The organism is Clostridium sp. AT4, from assembly GCF_001517625.2.
Taxonomy (GTDB): Bacteria; Bacillota; Clostridia; order Lachnospirales; family Lachnospiraceae; genus Enterocloster.
In genome coordinates this window covers 223977-241555 of the sequence record NZ_LN999827.1, presented here as the reverse complement: position 1 = coordinate 241555, position 17579 = coordinate 223977, and the positions used below count along the sequence as shown (strand labels likewise).

General features: G+C 48.2%; 14 protein-coding genes. All 14 read left to right on the top strand.

The window, feature by feature from the left end:
• The first annotated feature begins 25 nt into the window (after window positions 1-25).
• The 14 genes from BN3656_RS04325 (at window position 26) to BN3656_RS04260 (ending at window position 17572) form a co-directional block, all read left to right on the top strand.
• Window positions 26-1195 (top strand): ribose-phosphate pyrophosphokinase, encoded by a 1170-nt coding sequence (locus BN3656_RS04325; protein ID WP_066544590.1) that lies wholly within the window; start codon window positions 26-28, stop codon window positions 1193-1195.
• 143 nt (window positions 1196-1338) lie between these two features.
• Window positions 1339-2454, top strand: a complete 1116-nt coding sequence (locus tag BN3656_RS04320; protein ID WP_242962935.1) for an acyltransferase — start codon at window positions 1339-1341, stop codon at window positions 2452-2454.
• 7 nt (window positions 2455-2461) lie between these two features.
• Window positions 2462-2920, top strand: coding sequence for a hypothetical protein (locus BN3656_RS16605; RefSeq protein ID WP_167544858.1), 459 nt, complete (start codon window positions 2462-2464; stop codon window positions 2918-2920).
• Window positions 2868-3986, top strand: a complete 1119-nt coding sequence (gene recA / locus BN3656_RS04310; protein ID WP_242962949.1) for a recombinase RecA — start codon at window positions 2868-2870, stop codon at window positions 3984-3986. Before BN3656_RS16605 ends, recA begins: the two co-directional genes overlap by 53 nt.
• Before the next feature lie 20 nt (window positions 3987-4006).
• Window positions 4007-4600: a regulatory protein RecX gene (locus BN3656_RS04305; RefSeq protein ID WP_242962934.1), complete on the top strand. Its 594-nt coding sequence runs from the start codon at window positions 4007-4009 to the stop codon at window positions 4598-4600.
• A gap of 163 nt (window positions 4601-4763) precedes the next feature.
• Window positions 4764-6299 carry a ribonuclease Y gene (gene rny, locus BN3656_RS04300; RefSeq protein WP_347460705.1) on the top strand — a complete coding sequence of 512 codons (1536 nt, stop codon included), beginning with the start codon at window positions 4764-4766 and terminating at the stop codon, window positions 6297-6299.
• A 175-nt stretch (window positions 6300-6474) separates the two neighbouring features.
• Window positions 6475-7470, top strand: a complete 996-nt coding sequence (locus BN3656_RS04295; RefSeq protein ID WP_066544581.1) for a hypothetical protein — start codon at window positions 6475-6477, stop codon at window positions 7468-7470.
• 118 nt (window positions 7471-7588) lie between these two features.
• Window positions 7589-9712, top strand: coding sequence for a M28 family peptidase (locus tag BN3656_RS04290; protein ID WP_066544579.1), 2124 nt, complete (start codon window positions 7589-7591; stop codon window positions 9710-9712).
• A 1-nt stretch (window position 9713) separates the two neighbouring features.
• A complete protein-coding gene (locus BN3656_RS04285) occupies window positions 9714-10349 on the top strand; it encodes a GNAT family N-acetyltransferase (protein ID WP_066544577.1) in 636 nt (211 codons plus the stop codon).
• A gap of 178 nt (window positions 10350-10527) precedes the next feature.
• Entirely contained in the window at window positions 10528-11625 is a 1098-nt protein-coding gene (gene leuB, locus BN3656_RS04280; protein WP_066544574.1) for a 3-isopropylmalate dehydrogenase, read from the top strand.
• A gap of 35 nt (window positions 11626-11660) precedes the next feature.
• Window positions 11661-13328, top strand: coding sequence for a dihydroxy-acid dehydratase (gene ilvD, locus BN3656_RS04275; protein WP_066544573.1), 1668 nt, complete (start codon window positions 11661-11663; stop codon window positions 13326-13328).
• A gap of 42 nt (window positions 13329-13370) precedes the next feature.
• A complete protein-coding gene (ilvB, locus tag BN3656_RS04270) occupies window positions 13371-15053 on the top strand; it encodes a biosynthetic-type acetolactate synthase large subunit (RefSeq protein ID WP_066544572.1) in 1683 nt (560 codons plus the stop codon).
• A 267-nt stretch (window positions 15054-15320) separates the two neighbouring features.
• On the top strand, window positions 15321-16412 hold the full coding sequence (gene serC, locus BN3656_RS04265; protein ID WP_066544571.1) for a 3-phosphoserine/phosphohydroxythreonine transaminase: 1092 nt from the start codon (window positions 15321-15323) through the stop codon (window positions 16410-16412).
• Window positions 16409-17572 (top strand): phosphoglycerate dehydrogenase, encoded by a 1164-nt coding sequence (locus BN3656_RS04260; protein ID WP_066544567.1) that lies wholly within the window; start codon window positions 16409-16411, stop codon window positions 17570-17572. Before serC ends, BN3656_RS04260 begins: the two co-directional genes overlap by 4 nt.
• Window positions 17573-17579: the final 7 nt, after the last annotated feature.

The following is a 17579-nucleotide window of genomic DNA, read 5'->3' as shown; positions in this document are numbered from 1 at the left end:
GTACAAACAGGAGGATAAAGAAATCATGTTATATGAAGAGAAAGTCATTGAGACCATTCCGGTGGGCCCTCTTGGGTTGATTCCCTTAAAGAGCTGTACGGAGCTGGGAAATAAGGTGGACAGGTATCTGGTAGACTGGAGAAGAGAGCGGGAGAGCGAGCATAAATCTACCATCGCTTTCACCGGTTATCAGAGAGATTCTTATATTATCAATGCATCTACCCCCCGCTTTGGTTCCGGCGAAGGAAAGGGAATTATTGAGGAATCCGTAAGAGGCGATGACCTTTATATCATGGTGGATGTATGTAATTACAGTCTGACCTATTCCCTTTTCGGAATGACAAACCATATGTCTCCGGATGATCATTTTCAGGATTTAAAGCGTATCATCGCAGCTGCAGCAGGAAAGGCACGCAGGATCAATGTGATCATGCCATTCCTCTATGAGAGCCGCCAGCACAAGCGTTCCGGCCGTGAGTCCTTAGACTGTGCTCTGGGACTGAAGGAGCTTGTAAATATGGGCGTGGAAAATATTATTACCTTTGACGCCCACGATCCCAGAGTTCAGAATGCAATCCATTTAAAGGGCTTTGAGACGGTACAGCCGATCTACCAGTTCTTAAAGCATCTGCTTAAAAATGAGCCTGATTTAAAGATCGACAGCGATCATATGATGGTAATCAGCCCAGATGAGGGCGGTACTGGCCGCGCTATTTATTTCGCAAATATGCTGGGACTGGATATGGGTATGTTCTACAAGCGCCGCGACTACACGAAGATCGTAAACGGAAGAAATCCCATCGTGGCTCATGAGTTTTTAGGCTCCAGCGTAGAGGGAAAGGATGTTCTGATCATTGACGATATGATCTCCTCCGGCGAGAGCATGCAGGATGTAGCCAAGGAATTAAAACGCAGAAAAGCCAGAAAGGTATTTATCTGCTCTACCTTTGGCCTGTTTACAAACGGACTTGCCAGATTTGACGAATATTATGAAAAGGGCTTTATTGACCGGATCCTGACAACCAATCTGGTATATCAGACGCCGGATCTTTTACAGCGTCCTTACTATATCAATGTAGATATGAGCAAGTATATTGCCCTTATCATTGACAATCTGAACCATGATGCTTCCTTAAGCGAGCTTCTCACACCTACCAGCCGTATTAACCGTCTGCTGGAGCAGTATAGAAGCTGATTTCTAAGGCGGCAATGTTTAGGGGCTGTTTCCTGCGGGAAGCGGCCCTTTTTGGTTCTGTATCTGAATTTCATCTATTTGAAGCAGATACAGGAGCTGACTTTGATCGACTTTTGTACACACCTTTAGGAGGCTGCGGGAAAATGGATGGTGGGAAAATGGAGGAACGGGTTCAAAACACAATTTCAGAAGAAGACTGGTTCAGAAATAAGGTGTATTGGCTCAGTTTTCTGTTCAGTCTTCTGGTCGTATGGGCCCACTCTTTAAATGGAGAACTTTTTGTAACGGGGGAACAGGAACTGGAAACGGTACAGCAGCTGGAACATCTGGCAGCCAGTCAGCTGGCTCAGATTGCAGTGCCGGGTTTTTTTATGATATCTGCGTATTTATTTTACAGAAATTTCCAGCTAAACAGCCTGTTTTCCAAATGGAGATCCCGGTCAAGAACAATCCTGCTTCCCTATCTTCTCTGGAATAGTTTGTACTATGGGGCTTATGCTGCGGCAACCAGGATTCCCGCCATCTGTCAGATCATTGGAAAGCCGCCGGTTCCGCTTACTGCCGGGGAGTTTCTTAAAGCTCTGCTGCACTATGGTTATAATCCTGTGTTCTGGTATCTGTTTCAGCTGATCCTGCTTATTCTCCTGGCTCCGGTTTTGTATGTTCTTTTGAAAAAAAACGTAAGAGGTCTCCTTTTTCTGCTCTTTTTGATCCTGTGTCTATGGAAGGGAGTGTCGTTTCCCTGGCTTAATCTGGATGCTCTTTTTTATTATTCTGCGGCAGCTTTTTTTGCTTTGAGAAGGGAACAGCTGGGAAATTATCTGGAGCGCCGTCCTGCGGAGTCTCTTAAGGAACGGTGGAAGCACTTATTCATCCAGATCACAATTCTGTCGTTTTTCTTTTGGCTGCTTCAGATTACAGGCCTTCCGGCTGCTCCTCTCCATGGCCATCCTCTTCACACGGTTCTTACACGCCTGTGGGGGGTATGCACGGCGGTATGCCTGATCCGCATCATTCCCCTTCCGCCTGCCGCAGACCTCATAAAAAACAGCTTCTTTCTTTATGCGGTTCATTTTCCCTGGGTCCGCCTGCTCAATAAAACGGCGGCCCTCATTCTGCCCTCCACACCTGCCAGCGCTCTTTTTATGTTCATCCTGATGCCTGTTTTTATCATTATCATCACCTGTATCATAAGCAGCTCAATGAAAAAAAATTTTCCGGGAACCTATTTTGTCCTTTCTGGAGGCAGAGGAAGATGAAAGGGAGATGAAAGGAAAACTTCCGGTCAGGAAGACCCTTGCAAAAACAGGAAATCTATGCTATTCTGAACCTGCAGCACAGGCCATCTGTCCTGTGCTGCAGCGTCATTTCACAGCTTTTCCAGTCTTTGGATGGAGAAACCATCCGTGTCAGGGTTCTTCGCCCGGATTTACCATACAGCACGCAGCCGTACATTCTGTCGTGCAGAATCAGATCACTCTCCCCGGTATTCTGCACCAGAACGTAATAATACACCCTAAAAATCCGTTGACATTTGGATGGTTCTATACTATGATTATATTAAAAGAACATTTGTTCGGAACGAAGCGCCGTCTCCGGTTTCAGACGGAAAGAGAGATTTCATTAGGAGGAAAATATGGGCAAGGAAGAAAAGATGAGCGTAAACAGAGATATGAATCAGGAAGAAAAGTTAAAGGCCCTGGATGCGGCCCTCACACAGATTGAAAAAGCCTATGGCAAGGGTTCTGTGATGAAGCTGGGGGAATCCGGTGTGAATATGAATATAGAAACGGTTCCCACAGGTTCGATCAGTCTGGATATTGCACTGGGATTGGGCGGTGTCCCCAAGGGAAGGATTATCGAGGTATACGGTCCGGAGTCTTCCGGTAAGACCACGGTTGCGCTCCATATGGTGGCAGAAGTACAGAAACGGGGCGGTATTGCGGGCTTTATTGACGCGGAGCATGCATTGGATCCGGTTTATGCCCGGAATATTGGCGTAGATATTGATAATCTTTATATTTCTCAGCCGGATAACGGCGAGCAGGCTCTGGAGATCACAGAGACCATGGTTCGTTCCGGTGCTGTGGATATCGTGATCGTGGACTCTGTTGCAGCTCTCGTTCCAAAGGCAGAGATTGACGGAGAGATGGGGGATTCCCATGTGGGACTTCAGGCCCGTCTGATGTCTCAGGCCCTTCGAAAACTTACTGCCATTATCAGCAAGTCTAACTGTGTGGTTATCTTTATCAATCAGCTTCGTGAAAAGGTCGGCGTTATGTTTGGAAATCCTGAGGTTACTACTGGTGGACGCGCTCTGAAGTTTTATGCGTCTGTCCGTATGGACGTCCGCAGGATAGAGACCTTAAAGCAGGGAGGGGAGGTTGTAGGAAACCGGGTCCGCGTAAAGGTTGTGAAGAATAAGATTGCTCCTCCTTTTAAAGAGGCAGAGTTTGATATCATGTTTGGAAAGGGGATTTCCAAAACAGGCGATATCCTGGATTTGGCCGTAAAGGAAAATATCGTGGAAAAGAGCGGTGCATGGTTTGCATATGGCGGTTCCAAAATCGGTCAGGGACGTGAAAATGCCAAGCAGTATCTGGCAGAGCATCCTGCGATCTGTGCAGAGATCGAGGCACAGGTGAGAGTGCGCTATCAGCTTCCGGGAGCAGAGGAGGCTGAGGCAGAGGCCAGAAAGGCAGCGCAGGCAGAGAATGTCCGGCCTGCATCCTCTCAAAGTGAAGCAAAAGAAGATCCTGCGGCAGAACCGGCAGCGGATGAAGAAGCATGAGGGTCACAGCGGTGACCCCTGTGAATAAGAGAAAGTGCAAAGTCTTCCTGGAAGAGGAGGACTTTGCTTTTCCTTTATACAGAGGGGAGGCAGAGCGGTTTCATATTCAGGAAGGCTCTGAACTGCCGGAAACTGTATATCTCCGGATCCTAGAAGAGATTTTGGTTCCCAGGGCAAAAGAGCGGGCTCTTTACCTTCTGCAGGCTCAGGGAAGGACTGGAGCACAGATGGAAACGAAGCTTTCAGGTGACGGATATCCGAAAGAGGTTATAAACAGAGTGATGGAATTTCTGAAGGAATACCGTCTGATTGATGACAGAGTCTATACAGAGAATTTTATCCGTATGAATCAGGAGAAAAAAAGCCGCCGCCAGATAGCGTTTGAGCTGCAGCAAAAGGGAGTGGACCGCCAGGATATTTCCAGGATTCTGGAAGGAAGCGCTCAGGATGACCTTGCGGCTGCCAGAAATCTTTTGAAAAAACGCCTTCGAACTGCAGATCTTTCTGATCTCAAAGAGAAAAATCGCTTGGGGGCGTATTTGGGAAGACGGGGCTTTTCCTATGACGTGATCCGCAGGGTGATGCAAGAGGTTCAAAGTGGGCAAGAGGAGTAGAAGAAGCCGTAATTTCAGGAAAAATGTTTTACAGGATGCACAAAAGCCGGGGAAATCAAGACTTGACACTCTTTACAAAAAAGTATAAAATTAATATGTTGTATTTTGTACAATGAAAACTAAATAAGGAGGTGCTCCTGTGTTACAGATAGTGGTCACTTTGATGATCGGTGCGGCAATCGCGGCTGTGATCACCTGGTTTATTGCCCATTCCGCCGGTCGTTCCTATGAGCGCAAGCAGTATGAATTAAAGGTAGGAAGCGCGGAAGAAAAGTCCAGAGAGATCATTGACGAAGCCTTAAAGACCGCAGAGACAAAGAAGCGAGAAGCTCTCCTGGAAGCCAAGGAAGAATCTTTAAAGACAAAGAATGAACTGGAAAAGGAAACCAAGGAAAGAAGAGCGGAACTTCAGCGTTATGAAAAGCGTGTGCTGAGCAAGGAAGAAAACGTTGAAAAGAAGGCAGATGCCATGGAAAAGAAGGAGGCAGATCTGATCAGAAGGGAGAATATACTCGGCAAAAGAACGGCTGAGGTAGAAGCCCAGTATGAGCAGGGAATACAGGAATTGGAACGGATATCCGGTCTGACCTCCGAACAGGCAAAAGATTATCTTTTAAAATCTGTTGAAGAAGACGTAAAACATGACACAGCTAAACTGATCAAGGAACTTGAAAACAAGGCAAAAGAAGAAGCTGATAAGAAAGCCAGGAATCTGGTTGTCACAGCCATCCAGCGCTGTGCGGCAGACCATGTGGCTGAAACTACAGTATCTGTGGTACAGCTTCCCAATGATGAGATGAAGGGCCGCATTATCGGCCGTGAGGGACGGAATATCCGTACTCTGGAAACACTGACAGGTGTGGAATTGATCATCGACGATACTCCCGAAGCGGTTGTTTTATCCGGGTTTGACCCCATCCGCAGGGAAGTAGCAAGAATCGCATTGGAGCGTTTGATTGTGGACGGACGGATCCATCCGGCCAGAATCGAGGAAATGGTAGAAAAAGCACGGAGAGAAGTGGAAAACAATATGCGGGAAGAGGGCGAAGCTGCCTGTCTCGAAGTTGGTATCCACGGAATTCATCCGGAACTGGTAAAGCTGCTTGGAAGGATGAAATTCAGGACAAGCTATGGACAGAATGCCTTAAAGCATTCCATCGAAGTAGCGCAGTTATCGGGGCTTTTAGCATCAGAACTTGGGGTGGATGTGCGTTTGGCAAAACGTGCTGGATTGTTACATGACATTGGTAAATCCGTTGACCATGATATGGAAGGCACCCATGTACAGCTGGGAGCAGACCTGTGCAGAAAGTACAAGGAGTCTGCAGTTGTATTGAATGCGGTAGAATCCCATCATGGCGATGTTGAACCTACCAGCCTTATCTCCTGTATCGTTCAGGCGGCAGATACGATTTCTGCTGCAAGACCCGGTGCAAGACGTGAGACGCTGGAGACATATACAAACAGATTGAAACAGTTAGAAGATATCACAAACTCCTTTAAGGGAGTAGACAAATCTTTTGCTATTCAGGCAGGCCGTGAGGTTCGTATTATGGTTGTTCCTGAGCAGATCAGCGATGACGATATGGTATTGCTGGCAAGGGAAGTATCCAAGCGCATTGAAAGCGAACTGGAATATCCGGGACAGATCAAGGTAAATGTGATCCGTGAATCCAGGGTAACCGATTACGCGAAATAGGAAGAAAGCTTCGTCAGGAGAACAGCTGGCGGAGCTTTTTTTGTGTGGGAACGCGATAAAAAGGAATGACAGGCAAATGGAATTGTAAGGAAAAATTCATTGACACTCCATGTGAAAATTTATATTCTAGTGATAGGATCGCATCTAATATATACAAGAACAGGGAGGTTTGCATATGATACATTTAAAAAAGAGGCTGGCCTTTGGACTGGCTGCAGGACTTTTGGCAGCCTGTATAACAGTTCCTGTTTATGGAGCAAGCCGTAAAAAGATCACATCTATTTCACTGACAATCAAGGCGGATATTGAGGCAGATACAGATTATGGCGATGAGACGATTGAAATTGAAAGCAGCAGCAGCCGTTACAATGTAGACGGTTATGAGGTAATGAACGAAGGGTTTGGATGGACGGAGGATACGGTTCCGGAAATCCGGATTATGCTTACTGCCAATGACGATTATTATTTTACATCTCTTGGAACGGATAAGATTACCCTGAAGGGTGGAGCTGAGTTTAAAAAGGCTACCAGACAGGACTCCAGTGAAACACTGCTTTTGGATGTTACCCTTCCTTCCATGCAGAATTCCTTAAAGGATATGGAAGGTGTAACGCTTTCTCAGGAAGGGATTGCGTCATGGCCTGTCATCGGCACAGCGGGAAGTTATGAAGTGAGAGTATACAGGGGAGATAAAATTGTAGGAGCTTCCCTGACAACGGAGACAAACAGCATCAACTGCCGGGAGCGCATGTTAAAGCCAAATGAATCTTACATGGTAAAGGTCCGTGCTGTGAATAAGTTTGATCCGACCATTAAGGGCGAGTGGGTTTCCTCCAACACCATCTATGTAAATGGTGGGCAGGCCGCTGCCTTCCGGGAGAATCCGGATGGCGCAGGAGTAGAGGGAGGATCAGGAGCAGCCGGTGAGTGGAAACAGACAGAAGACGGAAGATGGTGGTATGATCAGGGAGACGGAACGTATCCTGCCGGAGGCTGGCTGGAAATTGGACATAAGTGGTATTTCTTTGACGCAGAGGGCTATATGCAGACAGGATGGATTCCCTGGAATGAAAAGGAGTATTATTGCTCTGAAAATGGAGATATGCTCACAAACTGCATTACTCCGGATCATTATCTGGTAGGAGAGGACGGAGCCAAAATTGCTCAGTAGAAGAGAGGTGGCTGTCAACAAAAATGGAACATCAGGTGCAGCAGGAGGAAACTCCGGCCGCGCCTTTTTTCCTTAAAGCGTTTACAAAACAGGCAAGAAGCAAGTGAGGTAACAGAAAATGGATAAATGGAAGAATTGGGAACAGAAGTTGATCGAAGCAGTCGATACAGAATATTCCTACCGTCTGGAAAAGAGGATGGAGGAACCAAAAACCAATCCTGTACTGGGATACCGGACTGCCGGATCCAAAGCAGAGCTTGAGACCGGGGATATTCTGTTTGAGGAAATGAAGCGTCTGGGGCTTTCGGATGTGCATAAGGATAAGATCTGCGTGGACAGCTGGGATTTCCACCATGCAGTGCTGCGCTATAAAGACCGTGAAGGAAAGGAGCATGAATTTCAGCTGGGAGCATACCAGACAGAGTTTCATACAGAAGGCTTTCAGAAGTTTTCCATGGTATATCTGGGCCGGGGAACGGCAGAACAGTATGAAAATATAGATGTCACAGGCAAACTGGTCCTCATTGATATCAATCAGAGAGAAGAGTGGTGGATCAATTTTCCGGTCTATCAGGCTCATTTAAAGGGAGCGGCGGCTCTGATCGCAGTTCAGGATAACGGATATGGGGAAATACATAATACGGCCTTAAATGCGCAGGATATCGCAGGACCGAAGGAGGCTGCTGCTTTTTCTATTTCTCAGGCGGACGCAGCTGTGCTCAAAGCAGATCTGGCGTTGGCGGCAGCGGAAGGACACCGGGCATATGGGGAGACAACGGTGCTGTTTGACGCCTGTTCTTCGGTCATCAGAGATCAGGAAACCTTTAATATTGTAGGAAGCATCCCAGGGCGTGAGACGGATTCCATGATCCTGCTATCGGCCCATTACGATTCCTATTTTACGGGCTTTCAGGATGATAATGCGGCAGTTGCCATGATGTTTGGCATTGCAAGGGCTATTTTAAAGACAGGCTATAAGCCGAATAAGACGCTGGTGTTCTGCGCGCTGGCTGCGGAGGAGTGGGGCGTAGTGAATTCCAAATATGACTGGTCTGCCGGAGCCTATGAGCAGGTCTTCACAGCCCGGCCGGAATGGCAGGGAAAGGTGTTTGCAGACTTAAATTTCGAACTTCCGGCTCATGCTCACGGCCCGAAAGACGGAGTGAGGTGTACATATGAATATGCTTCGTTTATGGAAGAATTTGTAAAACGCATTGACAACATACCGACTGCTTATCCGGAAGGGCTGGAAGTGGTATATCCCATCCAGACCTGGTCAGATGATTTTTCCATGGCTATTGCGGGAATCCCGTCTATGGTAAATGAATTTAGTGCGGGAGAGTTTATGGAGACCCATTACCATTCCCAGTTTGACAATGAACAGTATTATCAGGAGGACGTATTCCGTTTCCACCATGAGCTCTATGGCAGACTGGTACTTGCCATTGACCGGGCGGCAGTGGTTCCGCTGGACTTTGGACGATTGTTTCAGGCAGTAAAAGCCAGTGTAGACCCGGATATGTGCGGCAGAACCGGAGCCGGTGAGGAAGAACTTTTAAAAAAGCTGAACCGGGCAGGGAAACTGGCAGAAGATTTGTACGACAGAGTAAAGGCTGTGAACCACAGATATGGTGAGCTTTTGGAAGCTGATAGGGAGAATGGACAGGGGGAAGGAACAGAGAACGATCTGCGGAAATTAGAGCGCTGCTGCCGGGAGTTTAACCGCCGCCTGCTTTATATATTCAGAAAGGAACAGGATTATTTTGTGCGTTTGAACTGGCATGACGAAGTGCTGTTTCCTCAGGAAGCAGCAGGAAGCAATCTGGAAGCTATTTACAAGGCACTGGATTGTCTGCGCCAGGGAGATGCTCAGGGCAGTCTGGATGCCGTATATGGGATTGACAATAATCGTTATGCCTTCCAATTTGACCGTGAGGTGTTCAGGTATTTTACGGAATATGTGCTTAATCAGCCGGCAGACCGGCTGAAATGGGGAGCAGGACGTATCATACGCCATGAAAATCTGTTTGAACTTGTGACTGATCTGAAGAACGCTCAGGAAACAGTTGGAGGCCATGGGGCAGATCTGAAGAATGAATATGAGAGACTTCTTAAGGTAGCAGGAAACCAGGAACAGTGCTACCGGGATGATATCCGGTATATGGAAGCTTCTGTGGAAAAGCTGATCGGACAGATGGAAGAGTGCCTGAAGGTTTTTGACAGGGAGGTGCAGTTTTCGTAATATGGAAAGTGATAAATTATACAGGGTAAAAAAAGAGGATCTGCCCAGGCTTCAGGAGCTTTTGGTGGAATGTTTTTCCGGAGATCCTCTGTACTGCCAGCTGATCCCGGATCAGGAAACAAGAAACAGGCTGCTTCCGGAGCTGTTTGAATGCGATCTCACGGAATTTTTTGAAACCTGTGAAATTTTTGCGGAAAGTCCTGATATGAATGCTCTGTTGGTCGTATCAGATGAATCGGAACCCTATAATCCTCTGACCTTTTATCTGGCAGAGGCCTGGGCCGGCCTGAGAACGGACGAGTATCTGATAAAAGAAGATCCCAGTTTAAAGACACTGTGGAATTTTGTAAAAGGGCGGGATTATTTAAATTCCCGCTGGACCGATCAGCTTCATCAGGAGGAACGCCTTCATGTGATCTATCTGGCAGTACGCCCCACTATGCAGCACCACGGGCTGGCGGCTGTTCTCATGGAAGAGGTGATCGCATACGCTCAGTCTCATCACCTGATGGTGTCTCTTGAAACACATAATCCGGCCAATGTTCCCATGTACGAGCATTTCGGCTTTAAGATCTTTGGAATTGTACAGAAAAACTTTGACCTTAAGCAGTACTGCATGATCCGGGAATTCAGGTAGAAGATAAATGCGGTATAACTTTTGATTATACAGGCAATTCCAAAATTGTATATTTGCAAGTACAAAAATTCAGACAGAACGGTTGAAATACACCCCTTTATGAGATATGATAAAAAGAAATTGTCAGCGATAGGAAAGATATAACCTGAGCGAATAGTAATAAAGGGGGAATGCTGGAATGGATTATAATGTAACTCTGATTCCCGGAGATGGGATTGGTCCTGAGATTGTAAGAGAAGCCAAAAAGGTGATGGATCGTGTGGGAGAAGTATATGGTCATTGCTTTCAATATAAAGAGATCCTGATGGGCGGCTGTTCCATTGACGCATATGGAGTGCCCCTTACAGATGAGGCGATGGAGACTGCCAGAGAGAGTGACGCAGTCCTTTTAGGAGCAGTGGGAGGAGATGTGGGAAATTCCCGCTGGTATGATGTGGCACCGGATAAGCGTCCTGAGGCAGGGCTGTTAGCCATCCGCAAGGGACTGGGACTCTTTGCCAACATCCGTCCGGCCTATCTCTACAGCCAGCTTGCAAAGGCCTGTCCCTTAAAGGAAGAAATCATCGGAGACGGCTTTGACATGGTGATCGTGAGGGAACTCACGGGAGGCCTGTATTTCGGAGCACGTCATACAGAAGAGGTGGACGGGGTTATGACAGCCGTGGATACCCTTACCTACAATGAGAAGGAAATCCGCCGTATTGCGGTAAAAGCCTTTGATATCGCCATGAAGCGGCGCAAAAAGGTTACCAGCGTGGATAAGGCCAACGTGCTGGATTCCTCCAGGCTCTGGAGAAAGGTAGTGGAGGAAGTGGCAAAGGACTACCCGGAGGTAGAGCTGTCCCATATGCTGGTGGACAACTGCGCCATGCAGCTGGTGATGAATCCGGGGCAGTTTGACGTGATCCTTACGGAAAATATGTTTGGCGATATTCTTTCCGACGAAGCCAGCATGATCACAGGCTCTATCGGTATGCTGTCCTCCGCCAGCTTAAATGAAACCCGCTTCGGCCTTTATGAGCCAAGCCACGGCTCCGCGCCGGATATTGCGGGAAAGGATCTTGCAAACCCCATTGCGACGATACTTTCTGCCGCAATGATGCTGCGGTATTCCTTTGACATGGATCAGGAGGCTGATGCAGTGGAGGAGGCAGTCCGCCAGGTGCTGGAGGACGGATACCGCACAGGCGATATTATGGCTGAAGGCTGCAAAAAGGTGGGTACCAGAGAAATGGGCGATCAGATTGCAGCGCGCATCTGCCGGACAGAGGCTTAAATACAGAAATAACCCCATAAAAGGAGATCGGACATATGAAAAGTGATGCAGTAAAGACCGGTATGCAGCAGGCGCCTCACCGCTCCCTGTTTAATGCCCTTGGAATGACGGAAGAAGAGATGAAAAAGCCCATGGTGGGTATTGTAAGCTCCTACAATGAGATCGTGCCGGGCCATATGAATCTGGATAAAATTGTGGAGGCTGTAAAACTGGGCGTAGCCATGGCAGGAGGTACTCCGGTGGTGTTTCCGGCTATTGCAGTCTGCGACGGCATTGCCATGGGTCATATCGGCATGAAATATTCTCTGGTAACAAGAGACCTGATTGCAGATTCTACAGAGTGCATGGCGCTGGCCCACCAGTTTGACGCCCTTGTTATGGTTCCCAACTGCGATAAAAATGTGCCGGGGCTTCTGATGGCTGCAGCCAGGATCAATGTGCCTACCGTATTTGTCAGCGGCGGCCCCATGCTGGCAGGCCACGTAAAGGGACACAAGACCAGTCTTTCCAGCATGTTTGAGGCAGTGGGTGCCTATACAGCCGGAACCATTACCGAGGAAGACGTAAAAGAATACGAGAGAAAAACCTGCCCTACCTGCGGCTCCTGCTCCGGCATGTATACAGCTAACAGCATGAACTGCTTAACAGAGGTTCTGGGAATGGGGCTTAAGGGCAACGGAACCATCCCGGCTGTTTACTCCGAACGTATTAAGCTGGCAAAGCACGCCGGCATGCAGGTTATGGAGATGTACCGCAGAAATATCCGACCAAGGGATATTATGACAAAAGAAGCCTTTATGAATGCTATGACTATGGACATGGCCCTGGGCTGCTCCACCAACAGTATGCTCCATCTTCCGGCCATTGCTCATGAGGCGGGCGTGGATTTAAACGTGGATATTGCCAATGAGATCAGCGCCAGAACCCCGAATCTCTGCCATCTGGCTCCTGCAGGCCCTACCTATATGGAGGACTTAAACGAGGCCGGAGGCATCTATGCGGTGATGAACGAGATCAGCAAGAAGGGACTTTTAAATCTGGACTGCATGACCGTAACGGGAAAGACCGTGGGAGAAAATATAAAGAATTGTCCAAACTTAAATCCAGAGGTGATCCGCCCGGTAGAAAATCCCTACAGCCAGACCGGCGGCATCGCCATCCTAAAGGGCAATCTGGCCCCGGATTCCGCCGTGGTAAAGCGTTCTGCCGTTGCGCCTGAGATGTTAAAGCATGAAGGTCCGGCCAGAGTCTTTGACTGTGAGGAGGATGCTATTGCAGCCATCAAGGGAGGAAAGATCGTTGCGGGAGATGTAGTTGTGATCCGCTATGAAGGCCCCAAGGGCGGCCCCGGTATGAGAGAGATGCTCAATCCTACCTCCGCTATTGCAGGAATGGGACTGGGCTCTACGGTAGCTCTGATCACGGACGGACGGTTCTCCGGCGCTTCCAGAGGCGCTTCCATCGGCCATGCATCCCCGGAGGCAGCAGTGGGCGGCCCTATTGCACTGGTGGAAGAAGGGGACCGGATTTCCATTGATATTGACAATCATTCCCTGAATGTCCTTGTATCCGGTGAGGAGCTGGAAGCAAGAAGGGCAAAATGGCAGCCCAGAGAACCGAAGGTGACCTCGGGGTATCTGGCAAGATATGCCTCCCTTGTGACCTCCGCGGACAAGGGCGCTATCCTTCAGGTAAAGCAGTAAGAAGATAAAATCAAAATCCCTTTGAGAAGGAGTAACAGGACTATGAGTAAATTGACGGGGGCAGAAATCGTTATTGAATGTTTAAAGGAACAGGGAGTGGATACGGTGTTTGGCTATCCGGGCGGAGCCATCCTGAATATATACGATGCGCTGTATCAGCATCAGCATGAGATTACCCATATTCTTACCTCTCATGAGCAGGGCGCTTCCCATGCGGCAGACGGATATGCCAGAGCCACAGGAAAAGTAGGAGTGTGTCTGGCTACTTCCGGCCCTGGTGCGACCAATCTGGTAACAGGAATCGCCACCGCCTATATGGACTCCGTTCCCGTAGTTGCCATTACCTGCAACGTAGCTAACAGCCTGCTGGGAAAGGACAGTTTCCAGGAGATTGATATTACAGGCGTTACCATGCCCATTACCAAGTACAATTTCATTGTAAAAGATATAAATAAGCTAGCAAAGGTGATTCGCCGTGCTTTCACGATAGCCCAGACCGGCCGGCCCGGCCCGGTGCTGATCGATATCACAAAAGATGTGACTGCGGCTGTATGTGAATATGAGCCTCAGGCTCCGGAGCCTATTGTGCGTCAGAGCGATTCCATTTTAGAGGAGGATGTGGAGCAGGCTATTTCCATGATCCGCAAAGCTCAGAAGCCCTTTATTTTTGTAGGAGGCGGAGCTGTGATCTCCAATGCATCGGAGGAATTGCGGGCATTTGCCAAAAAAATACAGGCTCCAGTGGCGGACAGCCTGATGGGAAAGGGTGCTTATGACGGCACCGATGAGCTTTATACAGGCATGGTAGGCATGCACGGCACAAAAACCTCCAATTTCGGTATCACAGAGGCAGATCTGCTGATCGTAGTGGGAGCACGCTTCAGCGACCGCGTGACGGGAAATGCCTCCAAATTTGCAAAAAATGCCAAAATTCTCCAGATTGATATTGACCGTGCGGAAATCAATAAAAATATCCATGTGGATGCCCGGATCATCGGAGACGCCAAGGTCATCTTGAGAAAGCTCAATGCCAGGCTGGATCCCATCAACCATGACGAATGGATCGCCCATATTGAGCGGATGAAGGATATGTATCCTCTGCGTTACGACAAGTCTGTGCTTACAGGGCCGTTTATCATACAGACCATCAATGAGATGACAAAGGGAGACGCTGTGATCGTCACTGAGGTGGGACAGCATCAGATGTGGGCGGCCCAGTATTATGAATACCGCTATCCCAGATCCCTTTTAACCTCCGGCGGTCTGGGAACCATGGGCTATGGCCTGGGAGCAGCCATTGGAGCCAAGATGGGCTGTAAGGACAAGACGGTGATCAATATTGCCGGAGACGGCTGCTTCCGCATGAATATGAACGAGATCGCTACTGCCACCCGTTACAATATCCCTGTGATTCAGGTGATATTAAATAATCATGTGCTGGGAATGGTGCGTCAGTGGCAGACGCTCTTTTACGGAAAGCGCTATTCCCAGACGGTGCTCAATGATGCAGTGGACTTTGTAAAGATTGCAGAGGCCATGGGCGCAAAGGCGTACCGTGTGACCCAGAAGGAGGAGCTGGAGCCGGTTTTAAGAGAGGCCATCAGCCTGAATATTCCCGTTGTGATCGACTGTCAGATCGGCTGTGATGATAAGGTATTTCCCATGGTATCTCCGGGAGCACCCATTGCAGATGCCTTTGATGATACAGATTTGAAAATTGGATAGTAAATATACAGCTGGCAGGAAGGTATTAAGTCGCCTTCCTGATCTGGCTGTATTTTTTTGGAAATACTAAGAGAAAAGGAAAAATATTCTGAAATTTATGCTTGAAAATTTCGTAAAAAAGGAGTATAGTGTTTTCAATGCATTATCACTACATCATGATAAAGCGAATATAGGCGGACAGTCTGCATAGTGAAAAACTGTCTGCATATATATAAATACAGATGCAGGGCAAAAAATGAAAGGCACCCAGAATAAGGAGGAGACAGGATGAGCAGAGTTTATAATTTTTCCGCAGGTCCGGCTGTGCTGCCGGAGGCTGTTCTGAAGGAAGCTGCAGCAGAGATGCTGGATTACAGAGGCACTGGAATGTCAGTGATGGAGATGAGCCACCGTTCAAAATCATACGATGACATTATCAAGGCTGCGGAATCAGATCTGCGGGACCTTTTACAGATTCCTGATAATTACCGGGTGCTTTTCATGCAGGGCGGCGCATCCCAGCAGTTCGCCATGGTTCCCATGAACCTGATGAAGAACCGGGTAGCAGATTACATTATCACCGGACAGTGGGCGAAAAAGGCCCATAAGGAAGCCGGGATGTACGGACAGGCAAATGCTGTTGCATCCAGTGCAGACAAGACATTTTCCTATATTCCTGACTGTTCCGATCTTCCCATTTCAGAAAATGCGGACTATGTGTATATCTGTGAGAACAACACCATTTACGGAACCAAGTTCTGGACCCTTCCCAATACAAAGGGCAAGGATCTGGTGGCAGACCAGTCTTCCTGCTTCTTATCTGAGCCGGTGGATGTGACGAAATACGGCCTTATTTTTGCAGGTGCCCAAAAAAATGTAGGACCTGCAGGAACGGTCATTGCCATTATCAGAGAGGATCTGATCCGAGAGGATGTACTGGATGGAACACCCACCATGCTGCGCTACAAGACCCATGCGGATGCAGGCTCCCTGTACAACACCCCCCCTACTTATGGCATTTACATCTGCGGCAAGGTATTTAAGTGGCTAAAGGAAATGGGCGGTCTGGAGGAAATGAAAAAGCGCAACGAGAAGAAGGCAAAGCTTCTCTATGATTTCCTGGATCAGAGCCGTCTCTTTAAGGGAACAGTGGAAAAGAAGGACCGTTCCCTTATGAATGTTCCCTTTATCACGGGAAATGAGGAAATGGATGCGCTTTTTGTAAAGGAGTCTAAGGCAGCGGGTCTTGAAAACTTAAAGGGACATCGTACCGTAGGAGGCATGAGAGCCAGCATTTACAATGCAATGCCCATGGAGGGCGTGGAGAAGCTGGTAGCCTTTATGGATGAGTTTGAGAAGAAATGGGGGCAGGGGAAATGAAAAAGATTCAGTGCTTAAATCCAATTGCTGCCTGCGGAACCGAGCTGTTCCCGGCAGATTATACCTTTACCGATCAGATGGCAGAGGCAGATGCGGTTCTGGTGCGCAGCGCCTCCATGCATGAGCTGGAGCTTCCGGAAGGACTTCTGGCCGTAGGCCGTGCCGGAGCCGGTGTGAATAATATCCCTCTGGATGAATGTGCCAAGAAGGGAATCGTGGTATTTAATACTCCGGGAGCCAATGCAAACGGCGTAAAGGAGCTGGTTTTGGCAGGGCTCTTCCTGGCTTCCAGAGATATTGCAGGAGGACTTGCATGGTGTAAGGAAAATGCCGCAGATCCCCAGATTGCGAAGACAACGGAAAAGAGCAAAAAGGCCTTTGCAGGCTGTGAAATAAAGGGAAAGAAATTGGGTGTCATCGGTCTTGGAGCCATCGGCGCAGAAGTGGCAAACGCAGCTACCCATCTGGGAATGGATGTATATGGCTATGATCCCTATATCTCTGTTAATGCCGCCTGGAGGCTTTCCAGAAATGTAAAGCATATTACCAATGTGGACACCATTTTCCAGGAGTGTGATTACATAACCGTTCATGTGCCGCTTATGGAGTCTACAAAGGGCATGATCAATAAAGAAAAGCTGGACATGATGAAGGATGGCGTGGTAGTATTAAACTTTGCCAGAGACACACTGGTAAATGATGACGATATGGCAGAGGCGCTGGCATCCGGTAAGGTGGCCCGCTATGTAAGCGACTTCCCCAATCCCAAAGCAGCCAATATGGATCGTGTGATCCTGACGCCTCATCTGGGAGCATCCACAAAGGAGTCTGAGGATAACTGTGCAGTGATGGCTGTTAAAGAGCTGACGGATTATCTGGAAAATGGAAACATCCGCAATTCCGTGAATTTCCCGGCCTGCGATATGGGTGTATGCCAGGCAGAGAGCCGGATCGCGGTGCTTCATATGAATATCCCAAATATGATCGGACAGATTACGGGAATTCTGGCAGCCCAGGGCGTAAATATTACGGACATGACAAATAAGAGCCGTGATAAGTATGCTTATACGCTTCTGGATCTGGAGCATAAGCCGGAAGCGGCTACCATTGAGAAATTAAAAGCCATCGAGGGTGTGCTCAGGGTGCGCAAGGTAAAATAAGTGATAA

Bases quoted from the DNA above. Each gene is read 5' to 3' on its own strand.
- serC (WP_066544571.1), top strand. From the start codon at position 15,321: ATGAGCAGAGTTTATAATTTTTCCGCAGGTCCGGCTGTGCTGCCGGAG.
- leuB (WP_066544574.1), top strand. From the start codon at position 10,528: ATGGATTATAATGTAACTCTGATTCCCGGAGATGGGATTGGTCCTGAG.
- ilvD (WP_066544573.1), top strand. From the start codon at position 11,661: ATGAAAAGTGATGCAGTAAAGACCGGTATGCAGCAGGCGCCTCACCGC.
- BN3656_RS04295 (WP_066544581.1), top strand. From the start codon at position 6,475: ATGATACATTTAAAAAAGAGGCTGGCCTTTGGACTGGCTGCAGGACTT.
- BN3656_RS04325 (WP_066544590.1), top strand. From the start codon at position 26: ATGTTATATGAAGAGAAAGTCATTGAGACCATTCCGGTGGGCCCTCTT.
- recA (WP_242962949.1), top strand. From the start codon at position 2,868: ATGAATCAGGAAGAAAAGTTAAAGGCCCTGGATGCGGCCCTCACACAG.
- rny (WP_347460705.1), top strand. From the start codon at position 4,764: ATGATCGGTGCGGCAATCGCGGCTGTGATCACCTGGTTTATTGCCCAT.
- BN3656_RS04260 (WP_066544567.1), top strand. From the start codon at position 16,409: ATGAAAAAGATTCAGTGCTTAAATCCAATTGCTGCCTGCGGAACCGAG.
- BN3656_RS04290 (WP_066544579.1), top strand. From the start codon at position 7,589: ATGGATAAATGGAAGAATTGGGAACAGAAGTTGATCGAAGCAGTCGAT.
- BN3656_RS04285 (WP_066544577.1), top strand. From the start codon at position 9,714: ATGGAAAGTGATAAATTATACAGGGTAAAAAAAGAGGATCTGCCCAGG.
- ilvB (WP_066544572.1), top strand. From the start codon at position 13,371: ATGAGTAAATTGACGGGGGCAGAAATCGTTATTGAATGTTTAAAGGAA.
- BN3656_RS04320 (WP_242962935.1), top strand. From the start codon at position 1,339: ATGGATGGTGGGAAAATGGAGGAACGGGTTCAAAACACAATTTCAGAA.
- BN3656_RS16605 (WP_167544858.1), top strand. From the start codon at position 2,462: ATGAAAGGAAAACTTCCGGTCAGGAAGACCCTTGCAAAAACAGGAAAT.